Below are 18,879 nucleotides of genomic sequence, written 5' to 3'. Positions count from 1 at the left end.
AGTGTCCGGTGAAATCACCTCGGCGACGATACTCCCGCGCGGCCTTCACTGCCGCCGCAGGACCGTCTCGCACGGGCTGCCGAAAGCGGTCAGTCGGCCGATGATTTGATCGGCCACCAGGCTTAGCCCGCTGGTGGCCCAGGCGGCGGCTCCTTCGACAATGAGGTCGCGGCGGTCGATCGTCGCGCGCGGGGCCTTCAGCGTGCCGGTGACGACGATGAAACGGTCGGCGAGGCCGAGCAGGCTCAGCCCGATCCCCGTGCGTTTGACGGTCTTGAAGCGAAGGGCAATCTCGCCCGTCTCCAGCTTGATGGCGCCGCCGCCCAGCACATTGAGAGTATCGGTTTGCACCGCCAATCCGCGCGTGCTGGTGGCGATGCCGTCGGCGACATCGAACTGCAAGACGGCGCACCGGAGGCTAAAGAGGTCCCGCCGGATGTCGACGTCGGCCAGGTCAACCGGATTGAGCGTGTCGAGCAGACTGAAGACGACTCCTCCGAAGGGCAGCCGCGAGACCTTTCGGTCCAGCTGTCCGGCACCCAGGATCAGCTCCACGCGCCCGTCGGCGGAGCGCAGCAGTGCGGGCATCGAGGCACCGACACCGCTTAGACGGATCTCGACGGCGACGGGCACGTTGGAGAGTGCCTGTTGATTCTTCGCCTTGATCAGCCGACCCAGATCGACCTTGCCCTTGTGGTGCAGGTCCAACCGCCAGTCCGTCTGGCGGGGCCGCAGCTCGAGGTCGACCGACAGGCCGCCCTGAGCGGCATCGGCCGACAGCACCAGATGTCCCGCGTCGAGGCTGGCCTCGAGCGCGCCGTCGTTCATATCGAAATCGTCGAGCTGAACCTGAGCGGCATGCAGCTTGATCGAGCCGTCGAAGGCCTTCAGTCCGTCCAACGGCAGCGGCTGCTCGCCGCGGCCGTCGCGCCCGGCTCGGGGCGCACCGCCGCCGTCCGCGCCGCTCTGCTTCGACACCAAGAACGGGGTGAGATCCAGCACCTCGGCGTTCAGATCGGCGTCGATCCGCGCACGCGCGCCGAGACCGATGCGCACCTCCCCGGCGATGTCGCTGCCCGCGCTGCCTGCCTTCAGATCCAGCAGCTCGAGCTGCCCGGTCTGACCCCGGACGCGTGCCGTCGCCGAGAACGGCTGCGCGGGCAGCCCGGGATGCAATGCCGCGAGGCTCTTCGCCGCGAACCGCGCCTGCAGTTGGTTTCCCGCCAGGCCGTCGAGTCGGGCGAGCTCGCCGGTCAGGGCGCCGGTCAGACCGGTGTCGTCGGCCAGGGTCAGGTCGAGCCGCAGGTCACGGCCCGCGCGGATGGCCGCGAGCGGCCCAAGATGGCCGCGGATGGCGACTCGGTGTCGATCGATGCGGGTCTGCGCGGCGACGTCGATCAGCGGCCAAGACCGCCCCGCGGGCAGCAGGTCGGCCAACGTCCCGCCGGTCAGCGTCAGGTCCAGGGTCTGCCCGACCACCGCCAAGCCGGTCTCGAGGCTCACGGCCTTGCCGGCGGCGACCCGAAGGTTGGGTCCGGTCAGCTCGATCGGCGTGGCCTTTCGGCCCCGCTCGGCGGGCGGGAGCAGCCGGACCGATCGGGCTTTCAAGGTGCCGCTCAGGGCACGGATCAACGCCGCCGGGGTCTCGCCGCCGGCCGTGGCATCCAGACTCAAGCCGACAATGTCGCCGCCCAACGCAGGCCCCCGGGGCAACATCGACAGGGCCTGCGGCACGTCGATGCGGTCCGTGTTCAGCTTGAGTGTGAGCGCAGGCGATCGGCGGCCGGCCTCGACGACCCCCTGGCCGGTGAGCGTCAGCCCGGGAAGCGCAAGCCTGACCCCGTCGAGCTGGAGCCGGCCGTCGCGAAGCTTGGCCCGCGCCTTGAGCCCGCGCATGGTCATCCGCTGCCAGGTCAGCGTCTCGGCCGCGAGATCCAGGTCGGCATCGAGCCGGGTCAGCGCGGCGAACGGCAGCGGCCTGTCCGTCCAAGTCGGGCCCGTCGCCGAGTTGGTTTTGGTCACCGCGGACCCCGAGATGACCTGGGCATCGCGTCGAGCCGCTTTGCCCTGCGCGATCTCCTCCAAGTTGAGCGTTCCGACGTCGAGCGTGCCGCTGAGCAGGGCCCGCGCCGCGCCCGATGCCGGCCGCAGCTCGCCGTCGAAGCGCCCGTCGGCGAGCGTTGCCTCGATCGCCACGGCGCCGGTTGTCCGAGCATCGGACGTCCGGGCATTGGACGTCCGGGCATCGGCTTCGGACGTGGCGACCGGCGTCAGGTGGAGCGTCCCGAGCCGATCGCCGAGCGTCCCCGCAATCCGAACGGACCAGGGGCCGTCCGTCGAAACGCTGATCTCGCCGTCGCTGATGCTCAGCGGCGCGGGCAGGACATCGGCCTCCGAGGATCCGTTGATCGCATTGGCCTGCAGGGTCCGGCCGTCCCAGGTCAGGCCCGTGTCGAGCCGAAAGGGTCCCGCCGGCAGCCCGCGGATGCCCACGATCTGCCCGAGCGGACTCGCCGTCGGTCCCTGCACCTGGAGCCTGGCATCCAGTCCCGTGGAATCGAACGGTGCCGGGGCGCTGCCGTTGAGCTCGACGCGGGTGTCCGCGCTGCGCGCCTGCACCTGAAAGGGCCAGCGGGCGGCGTCCTGAGCGCCGGTCGGAGCATCCGTGGCGCCTGCGCTGGCGCTCAACGTCAGCGGCGTCTCATTGATCAGCAGCTCAGCCTCGAGGACCAAGGGTTCGGCTCCAAGACCGACGAGCTGAAGCCGCGTCACATCGGCGCGGCGCACCAATCCCTTTGCCGCCGCAAAGGCGATCTCCGAGTCGATCACCTGCACCGTCGGCACCAGCAGGCTGATGTCGCCTGCATCCTTGCCCTTGGCGGCCTCGAGCTGCCAGTTGGCGCGGCCATCGGAGGTCGTCTGCAGCATCAATCGCGCACCGCGGATCACCAGCTGGTCGATGCGGATCTGCCGCTGCAAGAGCGCACGCAGGTCCAAGGTCACGTCCACCCGCTCGCTCTCGAGCAAGTGGGGCCCCAGGGCCCAGTCGGCGGCCCCGTCCGGATTCGATACCCGCAACCCCTTCAGCACGATCGACAGGGCTGGCCTTGGCTGAACCAACCAACCCAGCGTCACGCCGTCGGTCGCGACCGATCGTCCGAGCGCCCGACCCGCGGCGGCCTCCAGATCCGCCTGATGCGCCTGGAGATAAAAGGGCAGATAGGCGATGGCGCCGGCCGAGAGCAAAAGCATCGGTAGCAGAATCCAGGCAAGAACGCGGAGGGTTTTCATCCAGTGGGATACCAATTCAGGGAACGACGATCGGATCCGGTGCTGTTGTTGCACTCACGGACGTGGGCCGGCATCTCGGGCCAAAAGAATCCGGGGTTTCGAGACAGTGTCGTGACGCCTACGCAAGCTCGGCGATCGCCGCGCGATCGGCGCGTTTTTCCGTGCCGCCGGTTTCTTGCCTAAGCAAACGAATTTGCTCGGACACTTTCGCGATGATAGCGTCCGTTGCAGGCACACCGGCCGATGCTGATGCTCCAGCGTTCGCGGCGATTGTATCGCCGCCCCGAAGAGCATACCCGGATTGCCTTCGGGCTCGACCACGGCAGCGACCGGATCCTCTTCTCGGCCGAGTACCCGCAAGCCATGAAACCGGACAAGGCCCGCAGATCGCACTTCGACGCCGCCGAGATCGACCTCCGCGATCTCGGCGGCAGCGAGGATCGACGCCTTCTTCCCGACCACCACAGGAGATCCCGATGACCATACTCGCACGTCCGGGCCTGATCGCGGCCGCGGCCTCCGCGGCGCTTCTCGCCAGCGCCACGGCCCTGGCCGCACCGACCTTCATCAACATCCTCACCGGCGGGACCAGCGGGATCTATTACCCGATCGGCGTCGCGCTGTCACAGATCTACGGCGAAGGGATCGAGGGCTCGAAGCCCTCGGTGCAGGCCACCAAGGCGTCGGTGGAGAACCTCAACCTGCTCCAGGCCGGTCGCGGCGAGCTGGCGCTGGCCCTGGGCGACGCGGTCGCGGACGCCTGGGCGGGCGAGGCGGAAGCGGGCTTCAAGACGCCCTTGAAGAACCTGCGGGCCATCGGTGCGGGCTACTCGAATTACATCCAGATCGTGGCCAGCGCGGATTCCGGGATCCAGACCCTCGAGGACCTCAAAGGCAAGCGCATCTCCGTGGGCGCACCCAAGTCCGGCACCGAGCTGAACGCAAGGGCCATCTTCAAGGCCGCGGGTTTAACCTACGACGACATGGGCAAGGTGGAGTTTCTGCCTTACGGGGATTCGGTGGAGCTGATCAAGAACCGCCAGCTCGACGCCACCCTGCAGTCGTCCGGGCTCGGCATGGCCGCCTTTCGGGATCTGGCCGCCACCATGCCGGTGCGCTTCATTCCGGTGCCCGCCGAGGTGGTCGAGAAGATCGGCAGTGCCGCCTACCAGGCCGGGGAGATCCCGGCGAACACCTATGAGGGCCAGACGCAGGCCATTCCCACCGCGGCGATCGCGAACATCTTCGTGACCCAAAGCGGGGTCTCGGACGAGTTCGCCTACGAGATGACGAAGCTGATGTTCACCAACCTCGACCGCCTGATCTCGGCTCATGCGGCGGCCAAAGGAATCAAACCGGAGACGGCCGCCAAGAATCTGCCGATTCCGCTGCACCCGGGGGCCGAGCGCTATTACACGGAGGTCGGGGCTCTGTAGGCCGGGGTGAGCTTGCGAACCTCGGCGAGACGCCGACGCCGGGCACGCTGGGGTTCGCTCTGCTCACCCCAGCCTACCACGGGATGAGGGGGTCGGACCGGGGCCAAGATTCGAGGAGACCGCTCATGAGTGAACATCAACCGGCCCTGGCCGTGAACCCCGCCGAATGGCCGCGTGCGATCTTCTACGTCGCCATTGCGTTTTCCGCCTTCCAGATCGTCACCGCCGCCTTCCACCCGTTCTCGACCCAAGTGCTGCGGGCGGTGCACGTGGGTTTCCTGCTACTCATGGTGTTCCTGGCCTACCCGGCCCGCGGGCGCCAACGGCCGTGGCAACCGCTGGCCTGGCTGTTGGGGTTGGCGGGCATGGCCACCGCAGCCTATCAGTGGTACTTCGAGTCGGACCTGATCCAGCGCTCCGGGGAGTTGACCGACGCCGACATGGTGATGGGTCTGCTGGTCCTGGTGCTGGTCTTCGAGGGGGCGCGGCGGGTCATGGGCATCGGCCTGCCGCTGATCTGCGGCCTCTTTCTGGGCTACGCCCTCTTCGGCCAGAACCTTCCGGGGGATTTGGCGCACCGCGGCTACGGTCTGGATCAGGTGGTCAACCAACTCTCCTTCGGCACCGAAGGCCTTTACGGGATCCCGACCTACGTCTCGGCCACCTACATCTTTCTGTTCATCCTGTTCGGGGCCTTCCTCGAGCAGGCGGGGATGATCCGCCTCTTCACCGACTTCGCCATGGGTTACTTCGGCCACAAGACGGGCGGACCGGCCAAGGTCTCGGTGGTGTCCTCCGCCCTGATGGGAACCATCACCGGCTCCGGGGTCGCCAACGTGGTCACCACAGGTCAATTCACCATCCCGCTCATGAAGCGCTTCGGCTACCGCCCTGCCTTCGCCGGCGGGGTGGAGGCAACGGCCAGCATGGGCAGTCAGTTGATGCCGCCGGTGATGGGGGCGGTCGCCTTCATCATGGCCGAGACCATCGATGTCCCCTTTCACGAGATCGCCAAGGCCGCCTTGGTGCCGGCCTTGCTGTATTTCGGCTCGGTGTTCTGGATGGTCCACCTGGAGGCCAAGCGCGCCGATCTGGCGGGACTGCCCAAGGACGAGTGCCCCGACCCCTGGGCGGCGGTGCGCGCACGCTGGTTCCTGCTCATCCCCTTGGCGATCCTGATCTGGCTGCTGTTCTCCGGGCGCACGCCGCTCTTTGCGGGCACCGTCGGTCTCGCCCTGACGGCCATCGTCATCCTCGGCTCGGCCATCATCCTGCGCGTGTCCTCGCTGGGCCTGCGGATCGCCTTCTGGATCGCCCTGGGGATCCTCTGCGCCGGGTTCTTTCAACTCGGCATCGGGGTGATCTTCGGCGTCATCGGGGCGCTGGTGGCGGCCTGTTGGTTCGTGAAAGGGGGGCGGGAAACGCTGCGCATCTGCCTCCACGCCCTGGCGGAGGGGCCGCGCCACGCCCTGCCCGTGGGCATCGCCTGCGCCCTCGTCGGGGTCATCATCGGCGTGGTGTCGCTGACCGGGGTGGCCTCCACCTTCGCCGGCTTCATCCTGGCCATCGGGCGGGACAACCTCTTCCTGTCCCTGGTGCTGACCATGATCACCTGCCTGGTGCTGGGCATGGGCATCCCGACCATCCCCAACTACATCATTACCAGCTCGATCGCCGCGCCGGCCCTGTTGGACTTGGGCGTGCCCTTGATCGTCTCCCACATGTTCGTCTTCTATTTCGGCATCCTCGCCGACCTGACCCCGCCCGTCGCACTGGCCTGCTTCGCCGCCGCGCCCATCGCGGGGGCACGCGGGCTCAACATCAGCTTCTGGGCGGTACGCATCGCGCTGGCCGGTTTCGTGGTGCCCTTCATGGCGGTCTACGATCCGGCCCTGATGCTGCAGGGCGGGGGTTGGGTCGCAGTCCTCTACATCGTCTTCAAGGCCGCCTTCGCCATCGGGCTCTGGGGCGCAGCCTCCATCGGCTGGTTCATGTATCGCCTGGCCTGGTGGGAGCGCCTGCTGGCCATGGCCGCCGGGGTGGCACTGATCCTGGCCCTGCCGGCGACCGACGAGCTGGGTCTCGGACTCGGAGCCCTGCTGGTTGCCCAGCACCTCTGGCGCAGGCGGCGCCGGGGCGCGGTGCAGGTATGATCCTAGGATGATGGGCCTCTGCCTCGGACTGGCCGGGATCGCGTGGACCACGCTACCCGTGCGTGACTTCACCTTGGCGTGGATGCACAGTATCGAGCATGTGCGTTGGGAAGAGGACTACCGCGTCACCGCGGATGGCCTGGTGCCGGGCGAGGCGCGCATCCAAGGGTCAGGTGCCGGAATGGAGCCGCCGCAGGGCGCCGAGCTGCGCGACGGCGTTTGGCACTACCGGGTGGATCTGCCGCCGCTCTCCGCTTTGCGCCTGGCCCGAACACCCGAGGCGGGGGACTACGATCTCTGTGTCGACGGGGTCTGTCATCCCGTCGGTCATTGGATCGGTCCGCCGCGCGCGGATCGGCCCGCGCTGGAGCTGTGGGCCTGCCCTGGCCAGGCGCCCGCCGAACCGAACGAGAGCCGATAAGGTCGAGCGTCGGGCGGCAACTTGGCGGGCAAGTCGGTGCAACCAAACGCTACAGCAGATCGGAGAAACCCTCTCGAATGATCGACCCAATACGCCGCTCATCGCACGTAGAATCGCGTGCTCGCCTCGCGGGTCTCGTCTGGCCATTGTTGTTCTTGGGCGCCGGACACGGTATGACCGCAACAGCCGGACCGTCGGTTGGGCAAGTGTTGGCAGCCTGTGACCGTGGCGCCGCTCTCGGCGGCCGCGGCGTGGATTCGGCGATGTGCGAATGGTACGCGGCCCCCTGTGATTGCAAAGCCGGACCGCCGGAGGGCGCTCGCTGGTGTACCCCGGAGGGCGAGCCGGTGGAGCGAATCGCTATCCGTGTGGTTGCGGAGCTGCGCAGGCTCCCGGACCGGTCTGTCGACGTCGACCTGGCGGTGCCGGAGATTCTGGCGCGTCTCTATCCCTGTCCACCCTCCGGCGAGCCTGGTGATTAGGGCCGACCTCCGGAATACGACTGCCGCGCCCGTGACCCTCGGTCAGTCGCATGCCGGCCAGCCGTATCCCCAGCGCCAAGGCAGCTCGCTGCAGGGGATGCCGCCCAAACGGACCGAGCGGTACATCAGATCCGCCACCGCGGCATAGATTCCCGCGATCTGACCCTCGGTGAGATGATACTGGGTACTCAGCGCCGGAGCCCGTCGTGCTCCGGTCTCGATTACGCAATCTCGCAGGGCCAGATCCGCGGAGCGGCGGGCCTCGAAGCTGTCCTCGGGTGTCGCATCGGGCGGCCCGCCCGCGTGGTAGAGCCGATCGTGGGCGATGCAGCAGGCTTCCCAGGGCGGACGGTCGCCATGGACCGCGCGGAATTCGGCGAGCCACTCCGCGAGCGATTCCCAGCCGGCCGAGAGACCGCCGCTGCACCCGTCGGTGGTGAAGTCGGCGAGACGACTGTCCGGGGCGGACTTGATTCGTGCCAGTCGCGCGTGGCGACCGAGCTCCAACTGCCGCTCCAGCGCCTCGATGGCCGGGGCGTCTCCGGCCGGATGCAACGACGCAGACTCTTCCGCGAGCAAGTGGCCGGCGACGAGCCCGGCGAGCACCAGGGCAACAGGCCATCGGAGTGCGCCGGCGCAGCGCCTTCGGTCACGGCGAATCATCGCGATAGACCCGCTCGGGTATGGGCTGACCGAACAACTCCGCCGCATGCACCAGCAGCCGTTCGGCCGGACTCATCAGCGCGCGCACCTCGACGACCTCGCGAGCCATCTCCGGTTCGTCGGTGATGAGACCGTCCACGCCGACCGACACCATCCGCGACATGGCAACCGGCTCGTTGGGCGTCCAGACGAAGACCTGCTTCCCGGCGGCACGGGCGTGACGGACGAAGCCCGCGCTCGCCATCTCCATGTTCACTGCGAGGAAGTCGGCGTCGAGCCGGGTCAGATCGCCGATGGCCGTCGCCGACAGCAGGCCGATGCGCCAATCGGGCCGGAGGGCACGCATCTTTTGGACGGCCTCGTAGCTGAGCGACATGATCGCCACGTCCGAGACCATCCCCGTGGACTCGACGATCTCCGCGACACGCTCCTCGAGCCGCTGGTCGTGCCCGTAGTATTTGAGTTCGATCACCACCCGCACCTTGCCGCGTGCCAGCTCCAGGACCTCGCGCAGGGTCGGGACCCGCTCCCCGGCGAACTGCGGGCCGAACCAACTGCCGATATCGATGGCGCGGAGCTGCTCGAGCGTCCCGTCCCAGACCTTCAGCGGGACCCCCGCCAGCTTCATGAAGTCACTGTCGTGGAAGACGACGACTTCGCCGTCGGCGCTCTCCTGCACGTCGATCTCGATCCAGTCTGTGCCGTCCTCGATTGCCTGACGCATCGCGGCCAGCGTGTTCTCGGGCGCCTTCCCGGCCGCACCGCGATGTGCGGCGATGGTGACCGTGTCGCGGACCTCGATGCCGCGCACCAGCCAGACACCGCTCAGCACGGCGACGAGCACCACCCCGACCAACAGGGCCGCGACCTGCCCGACACCGAGCGCCCGCCGTGAATGCGTCTTGCCAGGCAGGTCCGCCGAAACGGCGCTCAAGCGGATCGGTGCGTTCAGATGCTTGGCGAGCTCGACCAAGGCCAGCGCAAAAGTCGCCCCGTTGAATGCACCGGCCAGCACGCTCAGCACCGCCCAGAGCGCGACGAGACCGCCGAGCACGATGACCAGAAGCGTCAGTGCATCGAAGAATCGGGGCACGATCAAGACGCCGAGCCAATGGATCACGGCGACCACGGCGGCGCCGAGCAACACGACGATCAACCCCCAGACGGCCAGCACGCCGAGCACCAGCGAGCGCCTGCTCCGCGTCAGGCGCTCGCTCTCGGCGAACGATCGCGCCGGCGAGACCTCGGCGAAGAGCACCAGCGGCAGTGCAAGCGACCAGGCGAGGAGACGGCGCACGATGAGCGCCGACATCATCAGCAGGAGGATCCCGATCATCACGCCTGCGATCCAGAACGTCGGGGGACGCATCGAGAGGTAGTAATTGATATCGTGATCCGTGATCAACAGCCAGGCCGTCGCCGCCGCAATCGCCAGAAAAGGCGCCATCAGCAAGAGCAGGCGCACGACCAGTCGCAGCGCGAAATCCAGAATCCGCACCGCGCGACCCGCCGCAAACCGGAGCGCGTCGATTGCCGGTCTCTCGGGCACGACACCGGATTCAACCCCGGCGACGACGAACATCAGCGAGGCCTGCGCGAGTGCGCCGATCGCCACGAGGACGGCCGCCACCAGGATCAGCGAGGCCATCCCGAACGGGGTGAGCAGAAAGAAGGCGATGTCCTGATCCGCCAGCACCTCGACCCCGGACAGGCGAATCAGCAGGTGCGCCAGGATCCCGGGCAAAGGCGCGAGCAGGACGACGCCGAGGGCGACGTAGAGCAGATTCACGGCGAGCATCGTCCGCCAAGCCGATCTCAGATGCCGCAACATCGCGGCCCAAACGGCAAAGACCTCATGCAGCATGATCACAATCCTCCAGTGCCCGACGGGGCGCACGCGCGGCGCGGATGGCCCTCAACCGATGACCCCGAGCAGCGCCCGCCCGACGCCGGCCAGGCTCTCGCCCGCGATCAGCCCGGATGCGGCCGCGATCGAGAAGCGCTGCGCCAGGTTCGGATTCCAGCGCTGCACCGCCGAGGCGATCAGGCTGCCGAAGAACATGGTGATCGACAACGATGCCGGAATCACCATCGCAAGCCCCAGCGCGGGCATGCTCGGCAGCCACGCGGCACCGCGTCGATGCTCCAACACCGACGCGGCGACCCCGACGGCACCGGCGATTGCGACCGCCCAGAGCGCGCTCGAGGGGATGGAGCCGAGGCCATGGCTCAGGGTCTCGGCGACGACCTTCCAGGTCGCGACCGCCGGGGCCGGCCATTCCTCGGTGATGAGCATCCCCGCCGGATCCGGGACCAGCCGCAGATAGACCAGACTGCCGACGAGGCTTCCGGTCAGGATACCGAAGAACTGGGCCACGACCTGCAGCTGCGGCGGAGCGCCGATGGCGTGCCCCGCCTTGAAGTCATTGAGCAGATCGGCGCTCTGCCCCGCCGCGCCGCCCGCGACGTTGGCACCGATCAGGTTGGCCGTCATCTCCCCCGGTGCAATCATCCCGGTGCCGAGCTGCGAGACCTTTCCGATCGCGCCGATGGGCGGGATCCCGGTCTCTCCGACGACCCGCGAGGCGACCATCGCCAGCAGGAAGGCGATCGGCACCGCCAGCACGGCGATGCCCAAGCCGATATCGAAGATCGCCGTTTGCGCGATCACCACCAGCGCGCTCGCCACCGCCAGACCGATGAGGCGCGCCGCGCGGCAGCCATCGCCCTCGCGCGTGGCGTCGGCCCCGGCCCCGCGGCGCCTCGAGGCGATGCCGTCCAAGAGAAAACGCGTCAGCGCCGAGGCGACCATCAGGGCGACACCCGGCCACAGAAGCCACTCGACCATGGTGGGGAACCAACTCGCGTCCGGGTCAAACTCGCCCGGCGTCACGAAGCCCATGTGCAAGCCCAAGGGGCCCAGTACGCCCCAAGAGATGAGCGCACCGATCAGCAACGAGACCCCGGCGCGGAATCCGATGATCGCCCCGAACCCGGCCAGCATGAGCGAAGGATCCAGGGTAAAGGTGAGGTTCTTCGCACTGATCCCGGCATAGCCGGAAAGCGCCCCGCCCGCCGGCAATGTGAACCCGAGACTCGGGCGCGGCAGGCTGAACCAGCCCCCGTCGAGCCATTTCACCGTGCCAGCAACGAAGGTCGTCGCGAGCAGCAGGCGCAGTTTCAGCGCGGCCTCGCGCCCCTGATTGAAGATCTCCATCAGGGTCTCCGCGGTCGCTCGACCGGTCGGAAAGGCCAAGCCGGAGCGAAGTATTAACGAGGCGCGAAGATACCAAGCGACCCAGATCCCCAGGAAGCTGACCGCAAACACCCACGCGACCAGCTGCACGGGGGGAAGGTTCGACCCGGAGAGCATCGCCAGCGCGGGGATCGGCGCAACCAGACCGCCGGAGATGATGTTCGCCGAGGAGGAGGTCGTCGTCTGGGCGATGTTGCCCTCACCGACACCTAACGTCCGAGCGAGGCCGAATCGGGCCAGCAGGGCCCAGAATCCCGAAGCGATCAAGAGGGCGATGATCGAGACGTTGAACGACCAACCGATCTTCAGCCCCGAGTAGATATTGCAGGGCGTCAGCAGGATCCCGAGCAGCACGCCGGTCACGAGTGCGCGGACGGTCAGATGGCGGCTGGACACGGACGCGGCTCCTTAATCGACCCTGGAAGAAGACGCATCCACGGCCGGTCATCGGCCGACCCGGGCAGGACCTCCCGCCCGTGACGGTCCGCCTCGTCGGCGTGGGCCGGATCGGGTCTGCTCTTCCGAGGTCATTCTGTGCAGACGAATTCCGTTTTCGACGCCAAACGACAGGAGACGACCGAAAGATCATCCGCGTCCAGAAGAACCTGGATGGCCGTTCGGAGCACTGCCGGATCGAGCCGATCGAGTCCGTCGCTCAAATCCTGCGTCAATGCGAAATGAGCGCGCACGAAGGCCTTGGGATCCGACAGATCAGGGGCAATCGGGCCTTGCCGGAGCTGCTCGATCAGACGCACGACGTTTGCTCGATCGAGGCTCGAGCGATCCTTTTCCGGCCCCGCCGTCAACCCATCATCCATCCAGACGGTAGTCAGAAACCCGCACAAAACAAGGCTACCGGCAAGGATTTGCATGGAGTCTCGGGAGGCGACTCGACCAAAGCGCAGGGCAAGCGCTCCGAGCATTACGGACAACAGCAACAGACCCGGGATCGAGGTCGTGGGCACCGATGCCGCGCCGGCGACTGTGACGTCGATCGCATGGCCGAAACCCGCCGCTTGTTCAGGATCGGTCGGGACATTCGGGCTGCCCGAGCCATTCGCCCCGCCGGCCGCGTAATCCAGCACCGCCTCTCCGGGAGCATCCGGAACAATTCGCCAGGTTATCTGGGTTTGCGCACCGACCAAATCGAAGTTGAACACGTCGCCAACGTAGGCGCGCCAGGAATATCCCGGCAGCGTCGTCGCATAGACGCCCTCGAATGCCGAGTCGTACTGCGCGGCTCGGGTACAGATTCCGCTGAAATCACCCGCATAATCGCAGGCATCGATACTCCAGTCGGCCGGGAGACGGATGCCGAAGAGCGGCACGCATGAATCGGTGCAGGTGGCCGTCACTTCGGCCCCGACGGTTCCGACGAAAGCCCGTCCTACAAAGCCATTGGATGGCTGATCGACGGACGTCACGGCCAAGCATCCGCTAAGCGCCAAGGCACCGGCCATAATCAGAAAAATCTTACGCACGAAATCGCCCCCTATGAACCCCGCTTTCGAGCCATGGAATCGCGACCTTGCCATGACTTTCCAAGCTCACTTCCGATTCCGCCCGATCCGAGGGTACCCTAGACGTTCAGCCGATACTATACCGGGCGCTCTTCGGGTCATTCGAGAAGTACTGGCCCTCTTGCGGTGGCGCTTCAACGCCCACCCCTGAATATGCAAGCAAACCAACCGAGGCAGTTATGTCCCCGCCCCGCCTCATCCTCCTGACCGCGTTCGCGATGATCCCTCTCGCCGCGAACTCCTGGTTGTGCCGGGCAGCACTGCGCGACACGGCCATCGATGCGGCCAGCTTCACCTCGATTCGGTTGATCTCGGGCGCGCTGATGCTCTGGCTGCTCGTGTGGTTGACCGGCAAGGCACGCGCCGGTGCGGGCAATTGGCCCTCGGCGTTTGCGCTGTTCGGCTACGCGGCACTCTTCTCGTTCGCCTACCTGAGCTTGACCGCGGCGACCGGCGCACTGCTCCTGTTCGGTGCCGTGCAGGTGACCATGATCGGGCTCGGCCTGCGCGGCGGGGAACGGCTCGACAGTGTTCAGATCGGCGGTGTCGCGTTGGCCTTCGGCGGACTCGTCGGCCTGCTGATGCCCGGGCTGTCCGCACCGCCGCTGGGGGGCGCGCTGATGATGATCGGCGCCGGCATGGCCTGGGGTGTCTACTCGGTTCGCGGCAAGGGCGCGGGCGACCCGATCCGCGTCACGGCGGGCAACTTTCTGCTGGCCGTGCCCGTCACGGCGCTGTTGAGCCTGTTCACGCTTGCAAACGTCTCGGTCGATGCGCTCGGCGCAGGGTATGCCGTCGCCTCGGGCGCCCTGACCTCGGCACTCGGCTATGCCCTCTGGTACCGCGTGCTGCCGATGCTGCGGTCAACGAGCGCGGCCACGGTCCAGCTCAGCGTGCCCGTGATCGTCGCGATCGGCGGTGTCGCCCTGCTCGGCGAGCCCATCACGCTACGTCTGGTGTTGGCCTCGGCAGCGGTGCTGGGCGGTATCGCGTTGGTCATCCTGGAGCGCGATCGGATCCGTGGTCGCCGGTAGTCCACGGCCGTTCGAGAAATCGGAAACAGCCGGTCGGTCGACATTGCGCGACCCGCCCGCCCGACTTGCATGTCGGGTGGACACACGCCGTAGGGTGGACAAGCGCCGTAGGGTGGACAAGCGCCGTAGGGTGGACAAGCGCAGCGCAGTCCACCAGCGCCGGCGCAAGGCTCGGTGGACTTCGCTGTCGCTCGTCCACCCTACCCGCCATATCTCGACAGCCCCTGGATCAGACGCCGAACCTTCCCGTGCGCCAAGCCTCCTTGAGGGTCTCGTAGTCCATGGTCTTGCCGATCCCCTCCTCGTCCGGCAATCGCGGTTTCGGGGCCCCCGGTCTGCCGAGCCAGACGGCCGGGTCTTCGGGTGCCGACACCTGCGGCGCGCAGCGTTTGGACAGGCCCAAGGCCGCGATGCGCGCCAGGGTCTGGTCTTGGGCCTCGGCCAGATTGTCGAGGGTCTGTTGCGGGTCGGTCTTGCCCCTGACCGCATCTGCGATGCGCGTCCACCACAGCTGTGCCAACTTCGGATAGTCCGGGACATTGAGCCCGGTCGGGGTCCATGCCAGGTGTGACGGGCTGCGGTAGAACTCCACCAAGCCGCCGAGACGGGGTGCGGCGGCGGTCATGGCCTCGGAGGCAAGGTCGCTGCGGCGGATCGGGGTCAGCCCGACCAGGGTCTTCTTGAGCGACACCGTCTTGCAGACACAGAATTGGGCGTACAGCCAGGCGGCCCGTCGGCGGTCGAGCGGCGTCGTCGCGGGCAGGGTCCAGGCGCCGCAATCCTGGTAGCCGAGCTTCATGCCGGGCTCCCAATAGCTGCCGTGGGGCGAAGGCGCGACCCGCCATTTGGGCAGACCGTCGCTGTCCATCACGGCCGAGCCGGGCTTGACCAGATCGGGCGTGAAGGCGCTGTACCAGAAAACCTGCTGGGCGATGTCGCCGCGTGCGGGCACCGGGCCTGCGTCCGTGAAGGTCATGTCCAGGGCCTCGGGCGGCGCGAAGGCGCGCAGCCACTCGAGATACTTGCGCAGGGCGTAGACCGCAGCCGGGCTGTTGGTCGCACCGCCGCGCGAGACCGTTGACCCGACCGGCCTGCACTCCTCGACCCGGATGCCCCACTCGTCCACCGGCGTGCCGTTGGGCAGGCCCGGATCCCCGACCCCGGCCATCGCGAGCCAGGCGTCGGTGAAACGCCATCCGAGCGACGGGTCGGCCTTGCCGTAGTCCATGTGTCCGTAGACGCGTCGCCCGTCGATCTCGCGGACCTGGTTCGTGAAGTAATCGGCGATGTCCTCGTAGGCCTTCCAATTGAGCGGAACGCCGAGCGGATAGCCGTAGCGGGTCTCGAAACCGCGCCTGAGGTCATCGCGCCGGAACCAGTCGTCGCGGAACCAATAGAGGTTCGCGAACTGCTGGTCGGGCAGTTGGTAGAGGACGCCGTCGGGACCGGTGGTGAAGGAGAGCCCGATGAAATCATCCAGATCGAGCGTCGGAAGGGTCACCTCGGCGCCTTCGGCCGCCATCCAGTCCGACAGCGGCACGACGGCGTCTCCGCGGAAATGCGTGCCGATGAAGTCCGAGTCGTTGACATAGGCATCGTAGAGGTTGCGCCCGGTCCGCGTCTGACGCTGGATACGCTCGACGAGTTCGCCCTCGTGGATCAGGTCGTGCTGGACCCGGATGCCCGTGATCTCGTGGAAGGCCCGCGCCAGGATGCGTTGCTCGTAGACATGGGTCGGGATGGTCTCGGAGACGACATGGATGCGCTGCCCCCGGAAGGGTGCCGCCGCGCGGATGAAGAACTGCATCTCGGCCATCTGCGCATCGGGATCCAGGGTCGAGGGCGTGAATTCGCTCCTCAGCCAACGGCGCGCAGCCGCGGCGCGCGCCGGATCGATATCGGCCGGCAGCTCGCCTGACCGGTGTGCTGACTCCAGTGCGGACAGCTCGGCCGCGCGAAGACCCGGCAGCGCCGTGCCGCCGAGCAGCGCGGCGGCAGTCCCGAGGAATCGGCGACGGCTCGTCAGGTTGGGTTGCTTTCGCGTGCGTCGACTCATCGGATATCCCCACTGTGCTTCGATCGCTCGGGCGCGGGCATCACCGAAATTGCACGCTCGTCGGGTCCTGCAACGCCAGGTACAGGAGACCGGCCAACCCGGCGCCGACCAGCGGGCCGACCACCGGGACCCAGGCATAGCCCCAATCGCTGTCGCGCTTCCCGCCCGGCATGGGCAGCAGGGCATGGACGATCCGAGGCCCGAGGTCCCGCGCCGGGTTGATCGCGTAGCCGGTCGTGCCGCCGAGACTCAGACCGATGGCCAGGACGAGCAGGCCGACCGGCAAGGCATCCAGAGCACCCAGACCGAAGACGGACACGGCGAGGAAGAGCACCGCGAACACCAGCACGAAGGAGCCGATGGCCTCGGAGAAGAGGTTCGACGGCGCGTTGCGCACGGCCGGAGCCGTACAGAAACAGCCGAGCTTGAGGTCGGGATCCTCGGTGCGCGCGAAGTGCGGCCAGTAGGTCAGCCAGACCAGCACCGCGCCGATCATGGCACCGACGAGCTGCGCCAAGACGTAGGCGGGAACCTGACCCCATTCGAATTTCCCGGCAACCGCGAGACCGACCGACACCGCCGGGTTCAGATGTGCGCCGCTGAATGCGGCGACCGTAAACACCGCCACGAACACCGCCATGCCCCAACCCCAGGTGATCACGATCCAACCCGCACCTTGGCCCTTCGTCTCGCTCAGAAGGACGTTGGCCACGACACCGTTGCCGAGAAGGACCAGCAGAGCGGTACCGATAAGCTCTCCGAAGAATGGGGTCATGGCCGTTCTCCTCAGTGGATGTTGTCGTCGCGGATTCCGCTCGGAATGCCGACCCGGTGTCGGGCCGCGGCCTTTGGGCGCGGGGTCACGCCGCATCCGACTCCAGAGGCCGAGACTGCGCGCGCGTGTCGCCTCGAGACTCGCCGAAGTACTCCTCGTAGCGCACCCGTGCGGAATCGCCGAAGAGGATCCCGCACGCCTCCATCAGGCCCTCGGCCTCCTGGATCTGCCGGCGTGGAACCACCAGGGCGATCTTGGAGCGACGGCGCAGAAAGTCCTCGAGCGTGACGATCATCTCCTGACGCTTGGCAAGCTGGATTTCGCAGCGCAGATAATCCGTCCCCTTGATCAAGACCTCGGCTCGGCGCGGATCCTCGCGAATCTGGGCGAGCAGCTCGAAGGCCTGCTGGTCATAGCGGCGCCACAGCCGGCTGGAGAGCGGCTCGATGGACTCGGGCGACGTGTAGCTGTCCAGATCCATCAGGCGCGCCTGGTGCATGTACTCCTCGTAGACCGAGCGGTGCGGCTCGCCGTACCAGCGATAACCCGCATGCGGCAGGTCGATGCCGAGTCCCGCGACGATCCGAGAGACCTCGTTGCCGACATTGACACAGTCGGTCAGCTTGCCGCCGAAGATGGACAGATGCGCATGCGCGCCATCGACGTCGATCTCGTGCTTACGCGAGAGGTGCATCCAGTCGCGTCCGCTGCCGTCGTCGCCCTGTCGCTTCACCACCAACGGCCGTACCCCGCAGCGCTCGGCGATGATGTCCTCGCGCGTCAGCGGTGTAGCCAGCGCCACCCGCGTGTTGATGTTCTCCAGCACGAAGTCGCGATCCGCGTCCGTGACCTCGGTCTCGGGTGTGTCGACCCGGTTGTCGGTCGTGCCGATGCAGGTGCGCACGCCCATCGGGATGACGAAGAACAGCCGTCCGTCGTCGGCGAAGAAGGTCAGGATCCGCGGATGAGGCGTGATCCGCGGCACGATCAGATGGATGCCTTTGGAGAACAGGTGCTGATGCTCGGTCCGCTCACCGGAGAGTTGATTGTGGTCGTCGACGAAGGGGCCGGCGGCGTTGATCAGGACCTTAGAGCGGATCTCGAAGGTCTCGCCGGTCTGGGTATCGCGCGCCCGAGTGATCCAGAGATCACCGTCGCGCCGTGCACCGAGCGACTCGACATAGTTCGCCGCGATGCAGCCGCGATCCATCGCCGAGCGCACGAACTGGAAGACGAATCGCGAGTCGTTGTCATGCAGATAGGCGTCCGAGTATTCGAATCCGCCGGCCGCCTTGTCGGTCTTCACCACCGGCTCCTCGCGGTGGATGCGGTCTTTGGTGAGGAAGCGCGGGATCCGCGTGAAGCCGTTGCCGAACAGCCAGTAGACCCAGGTGCCGAGCCACAGAAAGAAGGGCGAGAATCGAAACCCGCGGTCGATCGTCGCGAAGAAGCGGATCTCCTTCACCCGGCTCGGGTAGCTGCGGATCAGCTCGTTGCGGCTCAGGCACAGCTTGCGCACGAGCAGGTAATCGCCGCTTTCGAGATACTTGATGCCGCCCCAGGCCAGGTTCGACGATTGCTGGCTGGTGAAGCCCGCGAAATCGCGCTTGTCGATCAGCGCCACTTGGGCGCCCTTGCCCGACAGCGCGGCAGCGGAAACCGCCCCGTTGATCCCGCCGCCGATGATCAGCGCGTCATAGACGACACCTTCCCGCAGCTTGGCAATGTTGCTTTCGCGCAGAGTCATGTCACTGCTCCGTTGGATGAATCGCGTCTGGTCTGGTTTAGACCG

At 67.1% G+C, this 18,879-nt stretch carries 14 protein-coding genes; 6 read left to right on the top strand and 8 right to left on the bottom strand.

Annotation, left to right across the window (positions count from 1 at the left end; all coding sequences use genetic code 11):
• Positions 1 to 45: 45 nt before the first annotated feature.
• Positions 46 to 3,291, bottom strand: coding sequence for an AsmA family protein (locus tag THIMADRAFT_RS03120; RefSeq protein WP_040729465.1), 3,246 nt, complete (start codon positions 3,289 to 3,291; stop codon positions 46 to 48).
• Positions 3,292 to 3,534: 243 nt separating this feature from the next.
• On the opposite strand from THIMADRAFT_RS03120, the gene THIMADRAFT_RS03115 reads away from it, so the two are divergent.
• The 5 genes from THIMADRAFT_RS03115 (at position 3,535) to THIMADRAFT_RS28190 (ending at position 7,783) form a co-directional block, all read left to right on the top strand.
• Entirely contained in the window at positions 3,535 to 3,771 is a 237-nt protein-coding gene (locus tag THIMADRAFT_RS03115; protein WP_007191505.1) for a hypothetical protein, read from the top strand.
• A complete protein-coding gene (locus tag THIMADRAFT_RS03110; RefSeq protein WP_007191504.1) occupies positions 3,768 to 4,727 on the top strand; it encodes a TAXI family TRAP transporter solute-binding subunit in 960 nt (319 codons plus the stop codon). Before THIMADRAFT_RS03115 ends, THIMADRAFT_RS03110 begins: the two co-directional genes overlap by 4 nt.
• A gap of 125 nt (positions 4,728 to 4,852) precedes the next feature.
• Positions 4,853 to 6,880, top strand: coding sequence for a TRAP transporter permease (locus THIMADRAFT_RS03105; RefSeq protein WP_007191503.1), 2,028 nt, complete (start codon positions 4,853 to 4,855; stop codon positions 6,878 to 6,880).
• A gap of 7 nt (positions 6,881 to 6,887) precedes the next feature.
• Positions 6,888 to 7,301: a DUF1850 domain-containing protein gene (locus THIMADRAFT_RS03100; protein ID WP_007191502.1), complete on the top strand. Its 414-nt coding sequence runs from the start codon at positions 6,888 to 6,890 to the stop codon at positions 7,299 to 7,301.
• 347 nt (positions 7,302 to 7,648) lie between these two features.
• On the top strand, positions 7,649 to 7,783 hold the full coding sequence (locus THIMADRAFT_RS28190; protein WP_267878394.1) for a hypothetical protein: 135 nt from the start codon (positions 7,649 to 7,651) through the stop codon (positions 7,781 to 7,783).
• A gap of 42 nt (positions 7,784 to 7,825) precedes the next feature.
• Here THIMADRAFT_RS28190 and THIMADRAFT_RS03090 read toward each other — a convergent pair whose 3' ends face one another.
• The 4 genes from THIMADRAFT_RS03090 to THIMADRAFT_RS03075 form a co-directional block, all read right to left on the bottom strand.
• Entirely contained in the window at positions 7,826 to 8,446 is a 621-nt protein-coding gene (locus THIMADRAFT_RS03090; RefSeq protein ID WP_007191500.1) for a hypothetical protein, read from the bottom strand.
• Positions 8,433 to 10,310: a glycerophosphodiester phosphodiesterase gene (locus tag THIMADRAFT_RS03085; protein WP_007191499.1), complete on the bottom strand. Its 1,878-nt coding sequence runs from the start codon at positions 10,308 to 10,310 to the stop codon at positions 8,433 to 8,435. The genes THIMADRAFT_RS03090 and THIMADRAFT_RS03085 overlap by 14 nt, the downstream gene beginning before the upstream one ends.
• A 51-nt stretch (positions 10,311 to 10,361) precedes the next feature.
• Entirely contained in the window at positions 10,362 to 12,098 is a 1,737-nt protein-coding gene (locus THIMADRAFT_RS03080) for an OPT family oligopeptide transporter (RefSeq protein ID WP_007191498.1), read from the bottom strand.
• A gap of 131 nt (positions 12,099 to 12,229) precedes the next feature.
• Entirely contained in the window at positions 12,230 to 13,126 is an 897-nt protein-coding gene (locus THIMADRAFT_RS03075) for a hypothetical protein (RefSeq protein WP_139052673.1), read from the bottom strand.
• A 275-nt stretch (positions 13,127 to 13,401) separates the two neighbouring features.
• Between THIMADRAFT_RS03075 and THIMADRAFT_RS03070 the strand changes: the two genes are divergently transcribed.
• Positions 13,402 to 14,256, top strand: a complete 855-nt coding sequence (locus THIMADRAFT_RS03070; RefSeq protein ID WP_007191496.1) for a DMT family transporter — start codon at positions 13,402 to 13,404, stop codon at positions 14,254 to 14,256.
• Between the two features lie 229 nt (positions 14,257 to 14,485).
• Here the strand turns inward: THIMADRAFT_RS03070 and THIMADRAFT_RS03065 are convergent, their stop codons facing one another.
• The 3 genes from THIMADRAFT_RS03065 to THIMADRAFT_RS03055 all read right to left on the bottom strand — a co-directional run bounded on the left by THIMADRAFT_RS03065 (position 14,486) and on the right by THIMADRAFT_RS03055 (position 18,834).
• A complete protein-coding gene (locus THIMADRAFT_RS03065) occupies positions 14,486 to 16,312 on the bottom strand; it encodes an ABC transporter substrate-binding protein (RefSeq protein WP_007191495.1) in 1,827 nt (608 codons plus the stop codon).
• 40 nt (positions 16,313 to 16,352) lie between these two features.
• On the bottom strand, positions 16,353 to 17,087 hold the full coding sequence (locus tag THIMADRAFT_RS03060) for an MIP/aquaporin family protein (protein WP_007191494.1): 735 nt from the start codon (positions 17,085 to 17,087) through the stop codon (positions 16,353 to 16,355).
• Positions 17,088 to 17,172: 85 nt separating this feature from the next.
• A complete protein-coding gene (locus tag THIMADRAFT_RS03055; RefSeq protein ID WP_007191493.1) occupies positions 17,173 to 18,834 on the bottom strand; it encodes a glycerol-3-phosphate dehydrogenase/oxidase in 1,662 nt (553 codons plus the stop codon).
• Between the last annotated feature and the right edge of the window lie 45 nt (positions 18,835 to 18,879).

Source organism: Thiocapsa marina 5811 (genome assembly GCF_000223985.1).
Lineage (GTDB): Bacteria > Pseudomonadota > Gammaproteobacteria > Chromatiales > Chromatiaceae > Thiocapsa > Thiocapsa marina.
This window is presented reverse-complemented; position numbering and strand designations above follow the sequence as displayed.